Below are 18,720 nucleotides of genomic sequence, written 5' to 3' on the forward strand. Positions count from 1 at the left end.
TGAGTGCCCTGAGAAGCGCGCTGGTCCAACAGTGTAACTGCCCCCTACCAGGCCCTCTCTGCGGCGATTGCCACTACAAGACTGTTTCAGAGTGAGCCTTGATGTCTTTTCACCGCAATGTAAGGAAGTAACATACTGCAATGGTTCACCCGGCTTCTGGGCTTGTCGCCCCGCTTTCGCCCTTCCAATAGCTACCAAGAGATTCCTAGTAGCCATGCGCCCAGCGCGGATGATGTGAGGGCTGAAGCGATCGATTTCGAGAAGCAGGTCAAAGACTACATCGCTCGCCAGTCGGGGAAAGTCCCGACCGGCCAATTGGGTCAATTGATTCACGATGTGCTGCCCCTATACCCGAAGCACCCTAATATTATTAGCTTTTGGGACAGGTTCCTCATCGAAGCGAAGGAGCTCAAAGAATTGCGCAATAGTATTGTGCATTCAGACATTGCCAACCTTCCGTCTTTGCCAGAGCTCTATCAACGTTTTAAGGATGCAAATACGATTCTCAACCCCTTCGAAGTATGTAGCGTACCCCGCGAGAGATTTACCCAATTCGCGTGGGTAAAAGACCGTCTTCAATTTCACATTGACGATCTGCCTTTCAGCTTGACCGAGCAAGACGTTGAGAATTTTCTGATCGAATTGCATCCAGCCATGCGCGGGACTGCGCATTTTTCGGCAGGAAAAAAGATACACAGCAGAATGCTCAAAATGTCGAACGAGTCCAGGACTTACTATGTAGAGGGAAGCGAGCCCTTCAAGCTCAATGACCATGAAGCGATGGCTCTGGAAGATCTGCTGATGTGCTTCTTGGGTAACCCCGCGCTCCGACGCCCTTGAGCCCCTTGCCTAGGTAGCCTCCCTACTCTGGCCGTCTAGAACTCAAGGATGCCTCATAACCGTTCATCGCCAGATCGCTCATCCTCCAGTAAAATCGCTACCCATAAAGGGGTGTCAGCCTCAGGGACAAGGACTTAGCGGTGATGAGTGCGTTCGACCTGATTCAGGATTTGGAAAGAAAGCTGGGGCTGTACAAGCAATTTCACGAGAATTGCGAGATAACACCCAATCCGATTCACAAAATCGTAGCGAAGCTAATCTGCGATGCCGAGATTTACCCTCGCCTTCTGGATCGGGACACAGTCAAAGGCCTGATCGAGGAGCGTGAGCCCTGGCCATCTAGCGATGGGGGTGATTACTGCCTAGCAAGAGCGGTTAGCCTAGATGAACTCGAACAGGCCCGAATAGTACGTTTCCCACATGACGACTTGCGACTCGCAGGAAGCACACATGTCGAACCCGACATGCCCGAGAAGCTACGGGATCAGTTGAATGCTTATTGCTACTTGTATGATATAAAATTCTTGCGCGGCCCACTGGTAACGCCCCACCTCAGAATCCCTGCAAACAAAGTATCCGAGAGCAAGAAGTTATTCATAGAGGAGTATCTAGAGGAAGATGGCGACCATTACCGGATCAAATTAGACTACGACGATGTCTACGGGGTGGGAACATACCTCTGGCCATTATTGCAAGAGCTGCATGACAGTTCAGATGCTGCTTTCGCAAATTACGCGAGCCGGATGCACCTTGTACATGGCGATGATGGCGTATTTCATATTGAACATGAAGATAGCGAAACGTATCTCCAGGCAGCACTCAATTACATTCTCGCTGACTCGACGCTAGATCAAAACTGGAAAGAATGCTCACTCGACATAGCCTTGCTACATCATCGCATCGGATCGATGATAGAGTCTGCGCACAGGCTAAATTCATCGACATCAGGCCAAGAGACCGCGTCCTATCGCGACGCGCTTGATGTATCTGCGCTAAAATATTACACGAACCATGAACAGAATCAAGAGCACTGGACACTTCTTGAAAAAATCGAGTGGTGGAATCAACCCGGCTATTACCGAACTGATGACCTCGCCACCGCCCACCTTGCTTGGACAATTATCAGAAGCGAGCGAAATCTTTATTCTAGTGCAAGCAGCTTTCCGTTAACCCGTAAACTGATTGAAAAATCCGCCGACAGCCCGAGGCTTGTCGGCATTCTTTTTAGCGATAATTCACACCCAGCGTACCAGTGTTATCTGCTTTCAGAACACACTACTAGCCACATTGGTCTGATAAGTATCTACAGAAACTTACAGCCAACTGCACGACCGATTTCCAAGAAAGTCGACTACGAAAGGAAATGGCAAGATATCGTCTGGACACAAGCACTGGAGATCTACATTCAGAGCTTCAATGTCTGGCTGGATGACACAATGCGTTCAGCGTGCATCGCCAACACATGCGAAATGGTCGCCTGGGTTACTTCTCATGAATTTGGGTATAACTCACGACATAAGACAATCAGCGAAACACGCCTGCCTAGCTTGAAGCACGTACTGGAGGCCCTCGAATGCAGAGTACAAAACGGCCCACGTGAACGGCTGATTATTGACAATCTGACCCTCGTATTGGAAACAATTCGTGCCAGACTTCTCGCTAGAGCCAAAGATGGAGTTTCTCCCTTGGGCGAGTGGCTCATGCTATTTTGGTGTTTAGAATGGTCAAAAGACCATGCCAATCAAAGAAATGAACTTGACTCGCAAAAAATTAGCCAGATACTGATTTCTAGCTATCAAATTGTTATCGAGGAGCGTACGACCGGCAAATGCAATTCAGCCGACGACCCTCTAGTACTAGAAGAGTTTGATTGGTCTAAGATATTCAGAATTGCATCACGCGGCGATAAAGCTAGATTGATACATCTACTGGATAATAGCGAGACCGCTGAGCGATCCGAAGATACCAAGAAGCAGAGAGATCTTGTGTATGGCGCGAGAACTCACCTTAGGTTATTGATAAGCTTTCTTCAAGCTGCTACTGACGAGCGTGATCGCGAAGACCTCTTGGATGCGATGACACTGATCATCAAACGCCTTGGCTTCACAAGGAAAAGCTCCCTGGGTAGTTTCGACTACATTCACGACAAATCTGATCGCAGTCCCGTTCATCTATGGCCTACCATATGCGATACGGCTAATGAGCTGAAACCTGCAGAGTTCAAACGCTTTACAAAGGCTTTATCAGAGTGCAACGCGCCCATGAGCGCGCTACTGACGTTGCTCGAAAAAACGGCGCCTTACGACTATAAAGCCCAAATCCTAGACATACTAGCGGAGCGAAATCTAGAAACCGAGAAACCCACATGGATGCCGGAAGTGCTAGACGTCATAGTTAAAGCCACTAACAGCGGCAATGCCGAAATTGCGACGTACTATCTTGGCTTCGCTAAAAAGCACGCCCACGAAACCTTTAAAAATAGAGTAGACGAACTATCAGCAAAAATTGACCTTAAAAACATTTATGGCAACAACGGCATCGACAAATCCAAAAAAGCTGAGGAACTGATCAAGTATCAGGTTGAATCTGATGACAAGCAGGTTCTAAAGGAGGTTCAAGACTTCAAAACTCACCTGATCTCACTGATTAACATCGAACTAGATTCCACCAAAGCACTGAATGGGTTTATCAGGTCTTTGGAGACTGCCCCATCGATTCAGAGTGCGACAGGTGTGATTAGAACAGTTCTAGAGTGGCCCGAGCCTACTCAGCCACCCGCCCCGCTGGAAGCTTATTTTCAAATATGGATGGACACGTATGACAATCTGCGCCCCAGCGGTACAAAGTTACAGCTGTCCGACATCGATCTTAACTACATACTACAACTATGCCTAAAAGTTTCTCGCTTAGATGTTTTCGCTGATTTTTGGGAACGTGCCTCTTCTCAACAGCGCATGTCTTATGAATTAGCGCCTGTACGAGTGGAATATCTAAAGGTAACGCATAGGCGGGCAGATGCTGAAAAATACCTAGAACACTTAACTGAGATACATCAAGGTGCACCGCAGTCCATCTTCAGTGACCTTTCTCAGCTTCGAAAATCCCTAGATGAGAATGGGTCAATGCTTCCCGCTAGGGTAACTCAGCCGTCTATGGCTGAGATTATATCCAGCCAAGAGCAATTAAGAACTATCTGGTTGAACATCCTAGATCGTAATGGCTATGACCACAGCCAGATCTTCTTTGAACCCCGCGGCTCAACTGACGACTTTCTAAATCACATCATGGAGCAAGTTGGTTGCGAACTACTAACCCGAGTCGGAAACCTACAACGCAAAAAAGAAGGTGATACTAAAACCACTCCTATCTCTATTGATGAAGAAAACATGATCAATGACTGGTTAACCTCCCTCGTGCGACAACGTATGCATTTCGCCGGATGGACAGTTTATGAACAAGCCAGGGTGGGGTACTCAGGATCAGGTAAGAGCGTAGGCGAAACGGATGGTTTGATCATCGATAATAAAAAAAATACTATCGGACTGATTGAGGCGTTCAGACTCGGTGAAAAACTCAATAAAGCCACCACCAAAGAACACCTTGACAAACTTGTCCGCTACAACGCGCTTGGCATGAGTCCAATTTTTGTAATAGCGTACACAGCGTCGTCCGATTTTGACGAGCTCAGCTTAAGCTATCGCGAATACGTTGAATCAATTGATTATCATGGATTTGATACTAGAGGTACGCTAGAGGAGCTGGAAAGCCCATTCACCAGGGGTAGGACTCGATACTACAAAGAGTCTCGCAAACTCAACAATAAAGACATCAGCATTTTCCATCACTTACTCGACTTCAAAATGAAGTAGCACTCATGGATTTGAGCGCCCTCTAGAGAGAAAGCGGGAAATTTAGAGCACTCGTTAGAAAATCAGGCTCCGAACCCGTAGTGTACGGCTCGGGGCTTGTCGCAAGAGACGCTTGCAGGCCCCGGCGATGCCAGCCATATGCATAATTTGGAGAATTATCGATCCAACGCCAGGTTGGGTATGGTGGAGGAGATCGTCGACCGCTTGGACGTGGATTTAGTAGCGCTGCTAGCCTACGCGGCAAAGGTTGGACAGGGTAAGCTCGACGTAAAACAACCGGTCGCGGTAGGGATGGCAGTTACCTGCTGTAGTGGTCTAATGAAACCGGACACCCATTTAGGCGAGAATGCTCGCCAGATCGAGGTGTCAGATGACCAAACAACGCCGTTCCTTTTCTGCTGAATTCAAACGCGAGGCTGCCGACCTCGTGCTCAAGCAAAACTACAGTTACATCGAAGCCAGCCGTTCACTCGGCATTGGTGAGTCGGCATTGCGCCGCTGGGTTGACCAGATTCAGAAAGAACATAAAGGCATCACCCCGCAAAGCAAGGCACTGACTTCGGAACAGCAAAAAATTCAGGAGCTAGAAGCCCGGATTGCTCAGCTTGAGCGAGAGAAATCAATACTAAAAAAGGCTACCGCGCTCTTGATGTCGGAAGATCACGAGCGTTCGCGCTGATTGACCAGTTGAGCGCACATGAGCCGGTTGATTGGCTGTGCAAGGTGTTTGACGTCACTCGCTCGTGCTACTACGCCCAGCGCCTGCGGCGCCGCACGCCCGATGTTGAACGGCTTCGATTGCGTAGTCGCGTCAGTGAGCTGTTCTCGCAAAGTCGCAGCTCTGCGGGCAGTCGCAGCATCCTGTCGCTGATGCGTGAAAACGGTGAGCAACTCGGTCGATTCAAAGTGCGTAGCTTGATGCGCGAGCTTGATTTAGTCAGCAAACAACCCGGCTCCCATGCCTACAAACGAGCAACAGTAGAAAGACTGGATATCCCGAACACATTGAACCGCGAGTTCGACGTGCCAGCGCCCAATAAAGTCTGGTGCGGCGATATCACCTACATTTGGGCGCAAGGAAAGTGGCATTACCTGGCTGTCGTCCTGGATCTTTGTACGCGTCGGATCGTGGGCTGGGCGCTGTCGGAAAAGCCAGACGCTGAGTTGGTGATCAAAGCGCTGGATATGGCTTACGAGCAGCGTGGCAGGCCTTCGGATCTGCTATTGCACTCAGACCAAGGATCGCAATATGCAAGCCGACTCTTTCGGCAGCGGTTGTGGCGATACCGCATACGCCAAAGCATGAGTCGACGAGGAAACTGCTGGGATAACGCACCGATGGAGCGCGTATTTCGCAGCTTGAAAACAGAATGGATACCGACCGTGGGCTATCGAACTGCGCAGGAAGCACAGCGCGATATCAGCCATTTTTTGATGCATCGCTACAACTGGATTCGGCCTCATCAATTCAACGATGGGTTGGCACCAGCGCGGGCCGAGGAAAAACTTAACGTCGTGTCCGGGATTAGTTGACCACTACATGCCCCCCCCGTGAGGAGCTAACGCATACGGCTCCTCCCTAAGGTACGTGACGCGAAGCGTTCTTCTGGGTAGGGATGAGCGGTTCTGGGCCTTGGTATATAGAGGTCGGCAAGGCGTCCATATCGCGACCACTGAAGCCTGTTTCTCTGGCTACGACGTTTGAGGGCTTGACGCCATAAGCGGCAAATCGCAACTCGAAAACCATCAAGACGTAACAGGTTTCCTGGCACGGCGTGATAGTTGAAGTATCCCCCAACAACACTGCCAAGCCATCGGCCTTACCCATTCCCTATCCACACGAATTCCTTTGGCTATGTGCTGTGCTGATGCCGGAGAAATTACCACACCTAGATCCCCAATTTACCCACGCTGCCAGCATCCTTAGCAGCTTGCCACAATCATCAAAACTGAATGATGAATGTCGCCCCCCTTGGCGGCAGATCTTCGAAGAGCTATTTACTGGCTGCTGCTAGCTTTGGGTCTTTCAAAGTTTCTTCGCCCAGCGCCAGCATCACGCTAAGTAAAGTGAGACTGAAAACCGTAACAAGCGTACGAATTACATTCTCAGCGCTCAATGAGTCCGGTTCGACCCAGTGCCAAACCGTCAAAAATCCCAGTATCGCTCCTAGACCCGTTCTGCCTGCGGTCAAAAAACTTCCACCAATGTCACCTAAAAAAAGATGCACAGCGTCGAGCCAACGCTGATACCGAGCGGACATGAACCTCCACTTGTATTTAACAATTGCAGCCACCGCGAATGCTAAACACAGCCATGCGTAGTAGCCCATCAAAAAAGGTGCCGCGAGTAAAAGGTCCAGCATTGCCTTGAACTGTGCTGACGACTCTGAGTTTAACAGAACTGGCACTCCTCCCAACGCGAAGGCGAGTGCCAGCTCCCGGGATGCCCTCACAACAACGTGCAACTTTGGACGTGTTTTTTTAACCTTGAACATATAAACCCTCATCCCTCAGAACATCGTCGTCGGCAATTACCACGCTGGGTGAAAAAGCAGTCTTCTGCAGCAGCCAATCCTGTCCGGTAGAGCCATGCCGGCAGCGACGCTGTTTGCATGGCCTTTATAGCACCCAAAAGTCCCAGCCTATTCGTCCGCCGGGTGAATCCAGCAGCCGGGACTCTCACTATCGAAGAAATCTACTTCTACCCCGCCGAGGTCATCCTGGATGATCTGATGGGCCGTATTGCAGTAAGCCTGGCTGCCCCGAAATACTGAAACGGCCACACGCTGGATGCCACTGCCTCGCATTCGCTTGAGCAGGTGCCTGTCATGCTCCCCCAGTCCCCAGCCGAACAGAGTCAGCGATCTGCGTGGCGATGTGAGGACCTCCCGATAGACCGTGGACAGGTAATAGCTGCTACGGATTGAGTTGATTTTTTGCCCGGCGGTGCCCTCACTGACGAACAGAGGCACAACTTGTTCGCTACGCCACTGCCGCAGGATCGCTTCCAGCAGCCCATGGCCTGCAGCATGGATTTTGAACTCTTCCTCCACGTTATTACGGCTCAGAGCCAAGCTACCGTGGGGGTAGAAGACCAAGGTATTTTCGCGCTCGCCGTAAAGCGAACGGAATCGCCGCCAATCGTCGTCAAAACTGCCGTCGCGGAAGCAGTCCTTGAACTTGTGACCATCGTCGACGTTAAAGCCGTGCGCCATGGTCCAGTAGATCAGCAAGTCGTAGTTCAGCGAGAGGACCGTGTCGAACCCTTTAAGGTACTGGTACATGTTGGGCAGGTGTTGTGTGACCTGCTCGTACTCAGGGTGTACGCTGCGGACCGCCTGTATTAAGGAGTCTCGAACTCGCACATACGCCTGGTGCGTTCGCTCGTCAGGAATTTCAAGTGACCGGTTCACGTTGCTGGCCTGCCAGACCAGCCGCAGGACAAGCTCAAAATCGCTGGTTTCGAAGAAGTCGAACAGGCGCTGCACATCGCCGTCGAGCAACTCATTCTCGCGAGCATGCGTCAACAGAGAGCCATACGCGAAGGTCGGCGCAATCGCGATGCTCGCACCGTTGCCGAGCAAGATAGTGCCGCGACGGTAGTTGTTAGAAATTTCTGCCCACGGCAGGATGGGGAATGGCATACCGGCTCCGCTCTGGATGTTGTTGCGCGATGATAGCCGGACCCGGTGAACGTTTATCAGTGACCGCGTCAATAAAAGACGTGATCACCGAGCCGCGGCAAGAATTGAATGAGTGCACGGAAGGAAACTGTATGAGTGGGGAGTAGCTGTCGACCTGATTGCCGGATGCTGCTTTCCGCCACCGCCTGTTGTAGGTCGAAGGCGGCCGGCTGGGAGTAACAGCTAACCGCCTGCATGCGGTATCGGGTTTCATCAAATCACTACTCTGGCTCGTTCTGGCGACGTCAACTCAACTAGGCAGATGTACAGTTTTTGGTGAGAACCATGGACCAGGGGCAATACACCATAGTTGGAGGACTGGGCCTGGATAGCATTGACGTAGCCCACTCAATCATAAACAACTCGCCTAAGCCCGCGTACTTAAAGGGATTGGCAGTGATCGATACGTGCCTTTACCGTCTGTTTCACCGTCATTCGCGCGCAGCTTTGCTGGCGGGCGCTATGAAGCAATTTGCAAGGCGAGGACGCTAGCGACAACATGGTCGATCAACGAGAAGGATACAGAGAGCGAGGAGCCTTCGCCTGTTGGCTCACTTCAGGCATGCCAGATGTATCGCCTTTACTCGTCCTCCAGCTCCATCGCGCGCTTTTCGTCTGCCTGCCGATCTATGTTGTCCTTGGCGTGCTGAAGCAGCCCCCCGTACAGCCTATACGCTGGATCCATCCTGCTCATACCTTTGAGGGTCTTTTCTGCATGTTCCCTAAGTGCCAAATCCTCACTAAAGGGCTCTCCAGCCAGTCCAGATCTTCCGCCAGATACGGCGGATGACCATAAAGCTGAGGAGATATCTCTTACGGCCTTCTCGCTAATAAGCTCCGCCTGACTCAATAGCTCTCTAACAAAGGCCGCTTCCTGAATCACGAGCGACTGGTACGCACTTCGTAACGTGCTTGCGACAACATTTACGTGCGCTTGGCCGCCGCCTTTAATTAGCAACAGCAGCAAATCGAGCAGCTGCTGTTCATACTTACCGCAAAGACCCGAAACACACGCACCTATATCTATAGTCAGCTTCTCACCCACCTGACCATCCACGGCCCAGGTAAGAAGTTCTTGCAATAGGCGATGCCCATCACGATGCGCTAGAAGACCAAGCCCTGCACCACTACGATCCCTGCGCATTGATCTATACCCCAAGCAACGACCAACAGCTTGCAATCTACCCTTCATCATCTGAACCACGTCTGCCGGAACCACCTCAACAGCTTGCTTGAGAAACTCGATAACCCAATGATCATCAAGCTCAGGCATCCGCTCTAGCGCTCTCAAAAGAATTCGCCATTGGTCAAAACTGATACTTCCCGCGGGGAGGATGCTACGGCTCGACAAGAGCATGAAAAAATCATGGGTAGCCTGAGGAGAGACAACCATATCGGCGGTACAGATCATCTCTACCGCTAGCGCTGGATTACCCTTGGCAATCTGGCGCGCGATAGATGCAGAGTTGCGTAAAACAGAAGGGTCATTCGACTGAAAAATGCGTCGCAAAACCGGCAAATCAGCATCAGTGAAGAATCCATCGGCCTGACGTGCATATGCATCCGAAACTATTTCCCAAGCACACGCCGAATCAGCCCCTAACAAATCAGCGATAAGACCGTGACGGTTCTGATCTGCTATGAGGACGGCCAGAGCAGCCCCTGAAAAGTTATTCAAGGGCGACTGGGAGCTCGACTGTCTGGCCATGATCGCTTGAGCAAGATCTGCACGCCTCTGAAGCAAGCGGTTCACAAAAACATACGAACTCCCCCACCCGTTACCTGCGACGTGACCAATCTCACTGAGCCAATGATCCAAGAACTCATACAGATCCAGAGCATTGGGAAACTCGGCCGTAAGATCCGCTATCAAAGCGAGAGTCTCAGCTTCGTGGGCCTTGTACTCGAAAGACTCGTCACTATCCCACGTCTGATGCCCCCACGCGTCACCAATGAGCCTTACCAGTCGACTCGGCAGGTCACGACCCAACAGCCCAATTACAGCTCGCGCACTAGAACGGCATGCTTGATTCTCGTTATAGAAAGCATGCCAACTGACGGATATCGCTGTTTGAACCAGAACAGCCGGATGAACCGGAGCATTTTCGAGCACAAGATGCACGCGCTGAAGTAATTCAGCGTGAGCAAAGTCCCACGTTTCAAGATCTTCGCTGCCATGCATAGGGCCGCGAAGCGCCTCAGAAAGCAAACTGGAAGCAAGAAATGCCTTCCGGTGTGGGCCTTGCTCTATGGAGCTGACCATGACATCGATCACTCGCGCCCGTACGCTCTTGGCAAGCTCAAAATCCAGCTTGTATCGAGTAATTGTAAAACTCCGATTACTCGAAGTGACCTCCTCCATCTCAGTACCTAACGCCCCTTCTAATATAGTGAAAGGTGTGTAAGTCCCGGACAAGGCCACAGGGCGCTCCAGCAGTTCAGTAGCAAAAGCTACCACTTGCTCCACATAAGCCACTGGCTTGTTAGGTGAGAACTCAGCAAGTTCTCTCAGAATTCGTATTCCGTGGTTCGGATGCGAGTTCAACGCGCGGGCGTCTCCTCGCCCCGCCCGCCATAGCAACGCACACCCTTCTTCCAAAACTTCCGGGTTGAAGACAGCGTTGCGAATCATCCCGCATACGCCGCCGTCATCCCCATGACCTTCCTCTATAAGCCGCTCAGCGAAGTTGAGTGCCAGCCGCGGCTGATAGTAAGCCACGGCCTCGACGGCATGAACGTGCGGATTATGGTACTCCCCGTGCCATTGGAGCTTTCGTCCAATACTGGATAGCAATGTGCTGCCCTCTGGATCACCATTCCGCAAACGCCAGTCAAGACGCCCTAGGTTGACTAATAGATATTTCAGGTACTCAGAGTCAGCGAGCTCGAAAACACGCTCAACTTTGGGGGTTACGGATCCATCAATACCAATAAAGTTGCGCTGGATGACGGAGTCAGCCAGCAGGTCCGGAGCCAGCCGGTGACGAAGACCGCGCTTAAAGAGAACTCCCCCCTCACCGAGGAGACGAAGCAGGCGCTGAGCATCCTCATGCCCCAGCCCCTCAACCTCCTGCAAGATCCGGAGGAAAGCCGGATCATCGAACACCACAGGCTGCAGCAATGCGACCATCTGAAGAACGGCTTGAAGCTTGGGTACGTCCTGCCCAGTCACAATTTTGCCAGCAATAATATCTTCCAGCCTAGCAAGCACATGCTCCTGAAAGTTCTCGCTGTTGCCAATCAACGCCGGCGCTACATTCTCCTTGGCGACTATCTGAGCAGCTAGCACGGTCACAAGCGGCGTGGGGTATGTCAGTTCCGCAATGATATCTGCCGCCTCGATCGGCCCGCCCGAGGCTTGCAATACCTGCAAAGCAAGGATCTTTGCATCCTGCTTAGTACGCGGCCTCAACTCCACACTTGCTACCTGAGGGCTATCCATAGCTACAAGTGAGGCTTGATTACGAACCATAGCTCGACCGTATGGCCGCAATGAAATCAACAACCTTGCCCTGTTCTCTGCCACTGACGCATACCGCATCAACTGGGCAAGATCATCACGATCATGGGCATCGTCGATAATTAATAGCTTCGCATCGCCCCCCAACTCGTCTAAATGTTGTGCCTTGACATCTTCCGTCGGAGAAACAAAAAGAATACATATATCCGGCCGCGCCCCTCGCACCCTCTCAACAACCTCTCGTAGAAGTCGAGTCTTCCCGTTCCCCGGAGCCCCCAGAAGCATCGTAACCAGGAGATTGTCATCGAGAACATCTGCAGCCAGCCTTTCTAACTCTTCCTCCCTGCCTACTAAAGTCCAGGCATGATTAAAGAAGCGACCCTTATCCGTGAAACCCTTAAAGAACTCTTCGGCCCTCTGAAATGGCCCCGACTCCGGCTCACCAAGAAGTGCCTGGCGTTGCCCTCGAAAATAAATGTCGACCAAATCCCTTCGATCAACCATTGATAGCTCACGGAATTTTGCTGAGATATCTATCCGATCCCACAGCTCCCACCCATCATACTGAGCAATTGCCTGGCGGGCTTTAGGACTTGCGATATTGGAAAGCAACAGCACCTTGAGATCTGACACATAAGTGTGTTCGGCCACAGCATCGTGGACTTTTTGCGCCCCAAATTCTTCTACACGCTTGCATTGAAATGAATGCAGGAAAGTGCTCCCACGCACCTCAATATCGATACCGTATTGTTTGCTGCCATTACCACCAAAGCGATTTACTACGCCGGCACGACTACGGTAGTACCGGTGAAGAAAATCAGCACTAAAGTTTTCGAAGCTGTCAGGTCGCAAAGAATGCACTGGAAGCGGAACGTCATAGGTCGGCGCACCTTCAGGCTGACCGCTGACTGGAGCAGGCTGTACATATCCAGCAGCGGCAGCCATAACGCTCAACTCCGCCTCTAGAAGAGCAGCGAGGCGAGGCAGCTCTTCCGCCCTCGGACGGGACGCACCCTTCTCCCAGCGACTAACCGTCTGCTGAGTGAGGCCTGCACTGGTAGAAAACTCCTTTTGCTTCCACCCCTTAGCGTTTCTGAGGGTAACAATGAGCGCTGCGAACTCGGGATACTTGACCATGCCACCCTCCAAAATTCAAAAACACATTAATTGTGTTTCAGAATAATCTAGAATGTGAAAACGTCAAGATCACCTAGGATACGGCCCGGCTGAATATTAACTCAGGTGCTCCTGGTGAGCCCTATGACCCATACGGTACGCTAGCTACAGATACCGCTGATCAAAGGGAGGGGGCATGGCATCGGCAAGACAGGATTTTGAGCGCTTCGTGCACTGGATTTACCAGCCAGATAGGCAAGTTCCCGGCGGCGTGCGCCGCCTGGCTACTTTGGCCCTTGCTAACTTTGACGAATTGGCGGAAACCTCACGACAACGAAGCCAGCGCTCCAGCTTTCTAGTAGGCCTAATGCGGCGAGAGCTTGATGGTACGGTTGAGGCGCCTCCAGCCGACGTCGCTGAAGCAAACGCAGGCGTCTGGCCATGGGTTAGGTTGCGTCACCTGACGCTCGGTCCATTTAGAGGATTCCGAGCACCTGAGCCTTTCGACCTAACAAAGCAGATCATCCTTTTCTACGGCCCCAATGGCAGCGGAAAAACCAGCCTTTGCGAAGGATTGGAATATGCCCTTCTTGGGGATGTCGAAGAGGCCGGCAACAAGCGTATTGCGGCAAGGACGTATCTGGCAAATGTCCACGACAGACGATTCGATCCGCCAGTTCTGAAGGCTACGGATCAACAAGGACGCGAGGTCGACGTTGCTGCAAATCTCGACGCCTACCGCTTCTGTTTTATAGAAAAAAACCGAATCGACGCATTCTCAAGAATCGCTGCCCGGCCTAATGCTCAGCGAGCCGAACTGATTGCCACACTCTTTGGTATGGACCAGTTCAATGAATTCGTAGGCCACTTCAACGAGACCATCGACGGACAGCTTGTTCTGGTCGCAGAACTACAAACCACCTTGACGATGCGCCGGAACGCGCTGAAGGCAGACCAAGCAACCGTTAATGGAGAAGCTGCCTCCCAGCAAGTGCTGGACGAAGAGGAATCCTCTCTAGCCAAGGAGTACGCAGTTGAACTCACTTATCAAACCCTGAAGGGCTTGATTGGTACAGGGGAATCTCCGGGACGTCTCCAAGAGCTTGATGGCATCCTGGAAGCGGTTCCACCGAGTGTTCTTGGTGTCACACGACAAGGTCTCCAGGATGCTTTCGCAGAGGCACACCAGTGCTCCCAGGAGCTTGATGCGGTTATCGATTCTCTTCGGGCGAAGAGCGACCAAGTGTCCTTCAAGGCACTGTACAACTCTGTTCTCGCCTTGCAGCAGACTGTTGGAGACCGCTGCCCCGCTTGCGACACACCATTGAACGGTGACGCTCATGTTGCCGCAGATCCGTTTAAGAAGGCAGTCGACGGCTTGCAGCAGCTTGAAGAGCTGGGTGCCCTTCAAGAGCAACAGCAGACCATTGACGTAAAACTTGGCCAAGCATCTCGCGCGTTGCGGCAGATGTTCTCCCCCCTCAGCGCGTTCATAACTGCTCACCAAGAAGAGGAATCAGTAGTCGGTCGATGGGCTCTGCAACTCCCCGCGGAGCCTGTCGGTCGTTGGTGGACAGATATCTATCCCCAGCCCCCCGCAGGCCAGCGCGGAATGCCTTCGCTGGATGAGATCCTCGGCGTAGTAGACCGCATGACCGCGCAAGACGAGGCGTCAAGGACGGCTCAGCGAGATCGACAACCGCACATCGATGAACGTCGGCGACTCAACGATTTCCAGCTAAAGGTGCAAGCGCAAGATCTCAAGCGGCAACAACTGCAAGCGGATATCGAAGCAGCACGTAACCGCATCAAAGCATTCGACGAAACAAATGCTGGGTTGATCGCACAAGCGGAGCAGGAGAGACTAGATATCGCCCGCGACAGGCCGTACAAGACCGCCTACGACAGATTTCTCGAAGTACTTAGATCTTATAGAGATCAACTCCCTGGTCAGCTAATGGCTGGGCTGAATGACGCTGCCAGAGACCTCTATAACGCGTTCAATCGCAATGATCGCGACGAGGACAAGCTATCAGCGCTGCATCTCCCTTTGACTGGCGAAGAAAAGATCGAAATCAGCTTCCGGGGAAACCCTGGGCTCCGCGTCGATGCGCTCCACGTTCTGAGCGAGGGGCATATACGCTGTCTCGGCCTTGCCATTTTGATGACCAAAGCGAAGAGCATCGGCTGCCCAGTTATCGTTTTCGACGATGCCATCAATGCCATCGACCATGACCATCGAGGCGGAATCCGAGAGGCGATCTTTGAGGGCGACCACTTCGCTCAAATCCAACTAATCGTCACCTGTCACAGCAACGAGTTCATTAAAGACATCCAACAACACCTTCCTGCCCGTCGCAGAAATGCGTGCCAGGTCTACCTGTTCCGACATCACGATGGCAACTATCAACCGAGAGTTACCGGCAACGTACCGAGCGCGAATTATATTGCCAAGGCCAGGGCAGCAAGGGAAGCGCTCAACGACCGAGATGCGCTCGCTGCTTCTCGCCAAGCCTTGGAGATGCTGAGCGAGAAAGTTTGGCGGTGGCTTGGAAGTCATGGCCAAGGCGTGTTGAATCTGATGTTGGCTGGCGTCGGTGCCGAGCCTGCGTTGAGAAATCTATGCGAAGCGTTGGTCAAGAAATTGGGAGATGCCCAGACCTTCCACCATGCGAACAGAGAGCCACTTCTTGCTGCGTATGGCCGCATTTTGGGTATTCCAGTCAATAATCTTGTCTGGACCTACCTGAACAAAGGCACTCATGAGGAGGCAGACCGCGATGACTTTGACGGGGAACTTGTCGAGGTCGTTGTCCAAACTCTTGAGGAGCTAGACCGCTTAGATCTGCGAGGCGGACGCTAGCATTCGTTGCGGCGTACGCTTGATCTCGGCTGGGAGTAGCATTAACTTCAAATATAGGGGCGAGTGCACAGGCACGCTCCTTTATCAATAGACTTCTCCCAACAGATATTACGGCTAGCAGCGTAAGCAGCTAGCCGCAATATCTGTCGTTGAGCTATGACACACCGGACACCGAATGTGATTTGGTGTCCTACCAGGCGCTTGGTGCCCTGCCCTAGGCGACCAATCATCCAGGCATCCCTCGTGCAAGCCGAGTCTGACGTGCATTGAAAGCCATCGACGACCACCCTGCTCCGCCTCAGAGATCGCCAATCTCGATCGCCCGCATATCCCGCGCTACTGGGGGCAAAACTGGGGGCACATTTGAATTTTTTCCGCCTGAAAACACCGTCCTAGAGCCAAGTCAAAATGTTTTTTGGGGACCCCGATAGCTTGTAACTGAATTCCACAGAATCCAAAAAAGCTTTAGTAAAAATAGGTTATTCGATTTCGAATCCAGAGCCGTCCGTCTAAATCCAGTGGGTTCCGGGGCTTTGCACGAGATCATGCGGGCTCCTTGTGATGGACGGACTGTCGAGAGCCGACAGCCTACTATCCGGAAACCTGCGGTTTACTTGCCCAGAATGTTCTTCAACGCAGCGGTATGGCCGGCCGGGTCGTTTACGCTGGACATCACTTCGATGATGGTGATGTTCTGATCGCTCATCGTCATCAACGAAGCCACCAGTAGTTTCAGGCCGTTGAAATCGTCGGTGCCGTCCAGGCGGTACATCTTCAAGCCGTTCACTTGAATGGTCGTCTCTCCAGTCATGCGAAAGTTGGGTGACGCGGCCTGCTGCTTTTCCTTCAAGGTATCCACGCCAAGGCGAAACGCAGCGTCCGGGGTGGTGCCCGATGTCGGCGCCGGACCTTCGGTAACGATGATGGCCCGCTCGCTTGTCGGATCGAAGTACATCGTGCCGCCGTGCTCGCTGTTCAAGGTACGGGCCTCGACGCCTTTCAGCACGAACTTCAGCTTGCCGCCTGCCAGGGACACCGATTGCGCATCCGATGCCGCCGTAGCGGTATTTTCAGGCGCAACAGCAACTGCCATGGTGGCCGCGCCACTCAAGGCAGCAAGCACGCACAAGGAACGGGTCCAGCCCAACAGCAAATGCTTCGACATTGATAACGCCTTTGTTTTCAGGCCGGCGAATACCGACGGCCTATCGGGCGAACAGACTAGCTTACTTGCCTGCTCACTTGCCCAGTGATGTTGTTCACAGCCGCAGCGTGTCGCTTTTATTTGCGGTCAGCATGGGATTGATATCCTTCGCGAGAGCGCTCGGGCGTCATGACACAAGGAGCGTGCTTCACGCAGATCAATCTCAGGATAGGTGCCCAAGGAGAGATCGTTGGCGCGTCAAGCGACCTGGAACAAAGCGTCGTTCGGCAGCCATATTTTCAGGTTAGGCCCGTCAAAATGATTAACAGTCATTTGCTGGCTGTTAGTCGCAACGGGGCCATGGAAGAACGAGTTGGATATATAGGGTTGCTGCATAGCGTGAGCCGCGTGAGTGCAGCACGCAACGAAAGTTAGTCGGGTTGGATTGGGTTGTCAAAGCGTGGCAAAGCAATGTCTTGTAGGAAAAGGAGGCGTTCGCTGTCAGCTATCGAGCAACCTTTATGCCTCACTTAACTTCCTGACCAACGTAGCTGCCATTAGCTTCAACGTTCTGCTCTCTGCCTCAACCCCCTCATCTAGAGCGCGTACAACCTGCGCCCTGTCAAGAATGTAGCCAGCCAAAAAAACTGACTCAATTGATTCAATTGCGTGAATTACAACAGACTCCCCTCCAGCTTTTAGAAGCGTTAGCAAAACGCGCAACGCCCGCTCATCATTCGAGTCACCGAGAGACTCCGCGCACCGACCTCGCCAGACTTCAGACTTCGCCAGAAGAGCAGATTCAAGTTCATTCCAGCTTGAATTATCAAACTGAGAGATTTTGGAGGCCGCGATATCAATTCCTACATCCGACCAGTAATCGTCAGACCCTGTCGAATCAAGCAAAAATTCATATTCTTCAAACATATTTCACCCATCAGAATTTCGTCGAATCCGTGCAGCCTCTGCCTCAAGTGTAGCCAGCACTAACGCGGTCCCCAACATTAATGAGCTCAATTTTAATCCCGCTAATTGTCGTTTGATGCAACGAGGCGCCATCGGCCCTAGCCTCAAGCGCGGGGCCATTTCCAATAGCTCGAACGGCATCCATCGTTTGCGCATCCGACAAGGTCAAGCACGGCAGGCATAGAATGCGTCCAACTTTTCGGGGTCAGATCATTTTTAGGTGGACACCTTCGCCTCAAGCGACGGTGTCAGGAAGGTGTGTTGCCTGGACGGTTACAAAATACCGGAGCAAGAGTGCGCCGGATATCAGCCAAAGCAAAACGCCTGCTGATTAAGACTTTGGCAAAACCGAAAGTACTGCTTTAAAAATATGAGTTCCATCATCAACGGCTGATGATGCCTCATATATTGCTCCGGTAGCAGCCATAAGCGAATCCTCTCCACCAGCTAAGGACAGCGCCGATACAGCGCGAGCTTGGCTAAACAGCTGAAGGCCTTCTACATTTAAGCTTTGACCTTCGTCTAGGCTGTCTTGCAAGTCAAAATACTTCTCATCTAACTATGCAGCTAAAACATCTAGTCCAGAAACCTGATCAGTCGTGAGTTGATTACCAGATTGTAGATACCTAAGAGATTCGGCAACAATAGACTCTTCTGGGCAGGCCTGTAAAGCAAGTTCGCAAGCCACTTTTACAGCACGCTTTCGTTGTTTCTCATTGACTACCTTAAGTTTTTCTACAAGGCTTTTCTCAATCATTTCTAAACGCATAATTATTGTT

At 51.9% G+C, this 18,720-nt stretch carries 11 protein-coding genes; 4 read left to right on the forward strand and 7 right to left on the reverse strand.

All coding sequences use genetic code 11. The annotated features are described in order from the left end of the window. The first annotated feature begins 162 nt into the window (after positions 1–162). From V6M90_RS20120 to V6M90_RS20130, 3 genes are all read left to right on the forward strand, one after another. Positions 163–840 (forward strand): hypothetical protein, encoded by a 678-nt coding sequence (locus V6M90_RS20120; RefSeq protein WP_332847031.1) that lies wholly within the window; start codon positions 163–165, stop codon positions 838–840. A 143-nt stretch (positions 841–983) separates the two neighbouring features. After that, positions 984–4,709 (forward strand): hypothetical protein, encoded by a 3,726-nt coding sequence (locus V6M90_RS20125; protein WP_332847032.1) that lies wholly within the window; start codon positions 984–986, stop codon positions 4,707–4,709. A gap of 370 nt (positions 4,710–5,079) precedes the next feature. After that, a protein-coding gene (locus V6M90_RS20130; RefSeq protein ID WP_332847033.1) for an IS3 family transposase occupies positions 5,080–6,242 on the forward strand; the annotation gives its coding sequence in 2 pieces (ribosomal slippage) (positions 5,080–5,335 and positions 5,335–6,242; 1,164 coding nt in all). Positions 6,243–6,703: 461 nt separating this feature from the next. On the opposite strand, the gene V6M90_RS20140 is transcribed toward V6M90_RS20130, so the two are convergent. From V6M90_RS20140 to V6M90_RS20150, 3 genes are all read right to left on the reverse strand, one after another. After that, positions 6,704–7,204 (reverse strand): hypothetical protein, encoded by a 501-nt coding sequence (locus V6M90_RS20140; RefSeq protein WP_217385001.1) that lies wholly within the window; start codon positions 7,202–7,204, stop codon positions 6,704–6,706. A 147-nt stretch (positions 7,205–7,351) separates the two neighbouring features. After that, positions 7,352–8,353 (reverse strand): DUF4917 family protein, encoded by a 1,002-nt coding sequence (locus V6M90_RS20145; RefSeq protein ID WP_332847034.1) that lies wholly within the window; start codon positions 8,351–8,353, stop codon positions 7,352–7,354. A gap of 619 nt (positions 8,354–8,972) precedes the next feature. After that, positions 8,973–12,989, reverse strand: a complete 4,017-nt coding sequence (locus V6M90_RS20150) for a helix-turn-helix domain-containing protein (protein WP_332847035.1) — start codon at positions 12,987–12,989, stop codon at positions 8,973–8,975. 175 nt (positions 12,990–13,164) lie between these two features. Here V6M90_RS20150 and V6M90_RS20155 point away from each other — a divergent pair, with 175 nt between their 5' ends. Further along, positions 13,165–15,831, forward strand: a complete 2,667-nt coding sequence (locus V6M90_RS20155) for an AAA family ATPase (protein WP_332847036.1) — start codon at positions 13,165–13,167, stop codon at positions 15,829–15,831. Positions 15,832–16,441: 610 nt separating this feature from the next. Here the strand turns inward: V6M90_RS20155 and V6M90_RS20160 are convergent. The 4 genes from V6M90_RS20160 to V6M90_RS20175 all read right to left on the reverse strand — a co-directional run bounded on the left by V6M90_RS20160 (position 16,442) and on the right by V6M90_RS20175 (position 18,698). Further along, on the reverse strand, positions 16,442–16,996 hold the full coding sequence (locus V6M90_RS20160) for a DcrB/PsbP domain-containing protein (RefSeq protein ID WP_078824706.1): 555 nt from the start codon (positions 16,994–16,996) through the stop codon (positions 16,442–16,444). Positions 16,997–17,494: 498 nt separating this feature from the next. Then, positions 17,495–17,902 (reverse strand): HEAT repeat domain-containing protein, encoded by a 408-nt coding sequence (locus tag V6M90_RS20165; RefSeq protein WP_332847037.1) that lies wholly within the window; start codon positions 17,900–17,902, stop codon positions 17,495–17,497. 370 nt (positions 17,903–18,272) lie between these two features. Further along, entirely contained in the window at positions 18,273–18,479 is a 207-nt protein-coding gene (locus tag V6M90_RS20170) for a hypothetical protein (RefSeq protein WP_332847038.1), read from the reverse strand. Between the two features lie 21 nt (positions 18,480–18,500). Further along, the gene (locus tag V6M90_RS20175) at positions 18,501–18,698 is read right to left on the reverse strand and encodes a hypothetical protein (protein WP_332847039.1); all 198 of its coding nucleotides are present in this window, start codon (positions 18,696–18,698) and stop codon (positions 18,501–18,503) included. Between the last annotated feature and the right edge of the window lie 22 nt (positions 18,699–18,720).

The sequence above is a fragment of the Pseudomonas lactucae genome, assembly GCF_036688725.1.
In the GTDB taxonomy this organism is placed as follows: domain Bacteria; phylum Pseudomonadota; class Gammaproteobacteria; order Pseudomonadales; family Pseudomonadaceae; genus Aquipseudomonas; species Aquipseudomonas lactucae.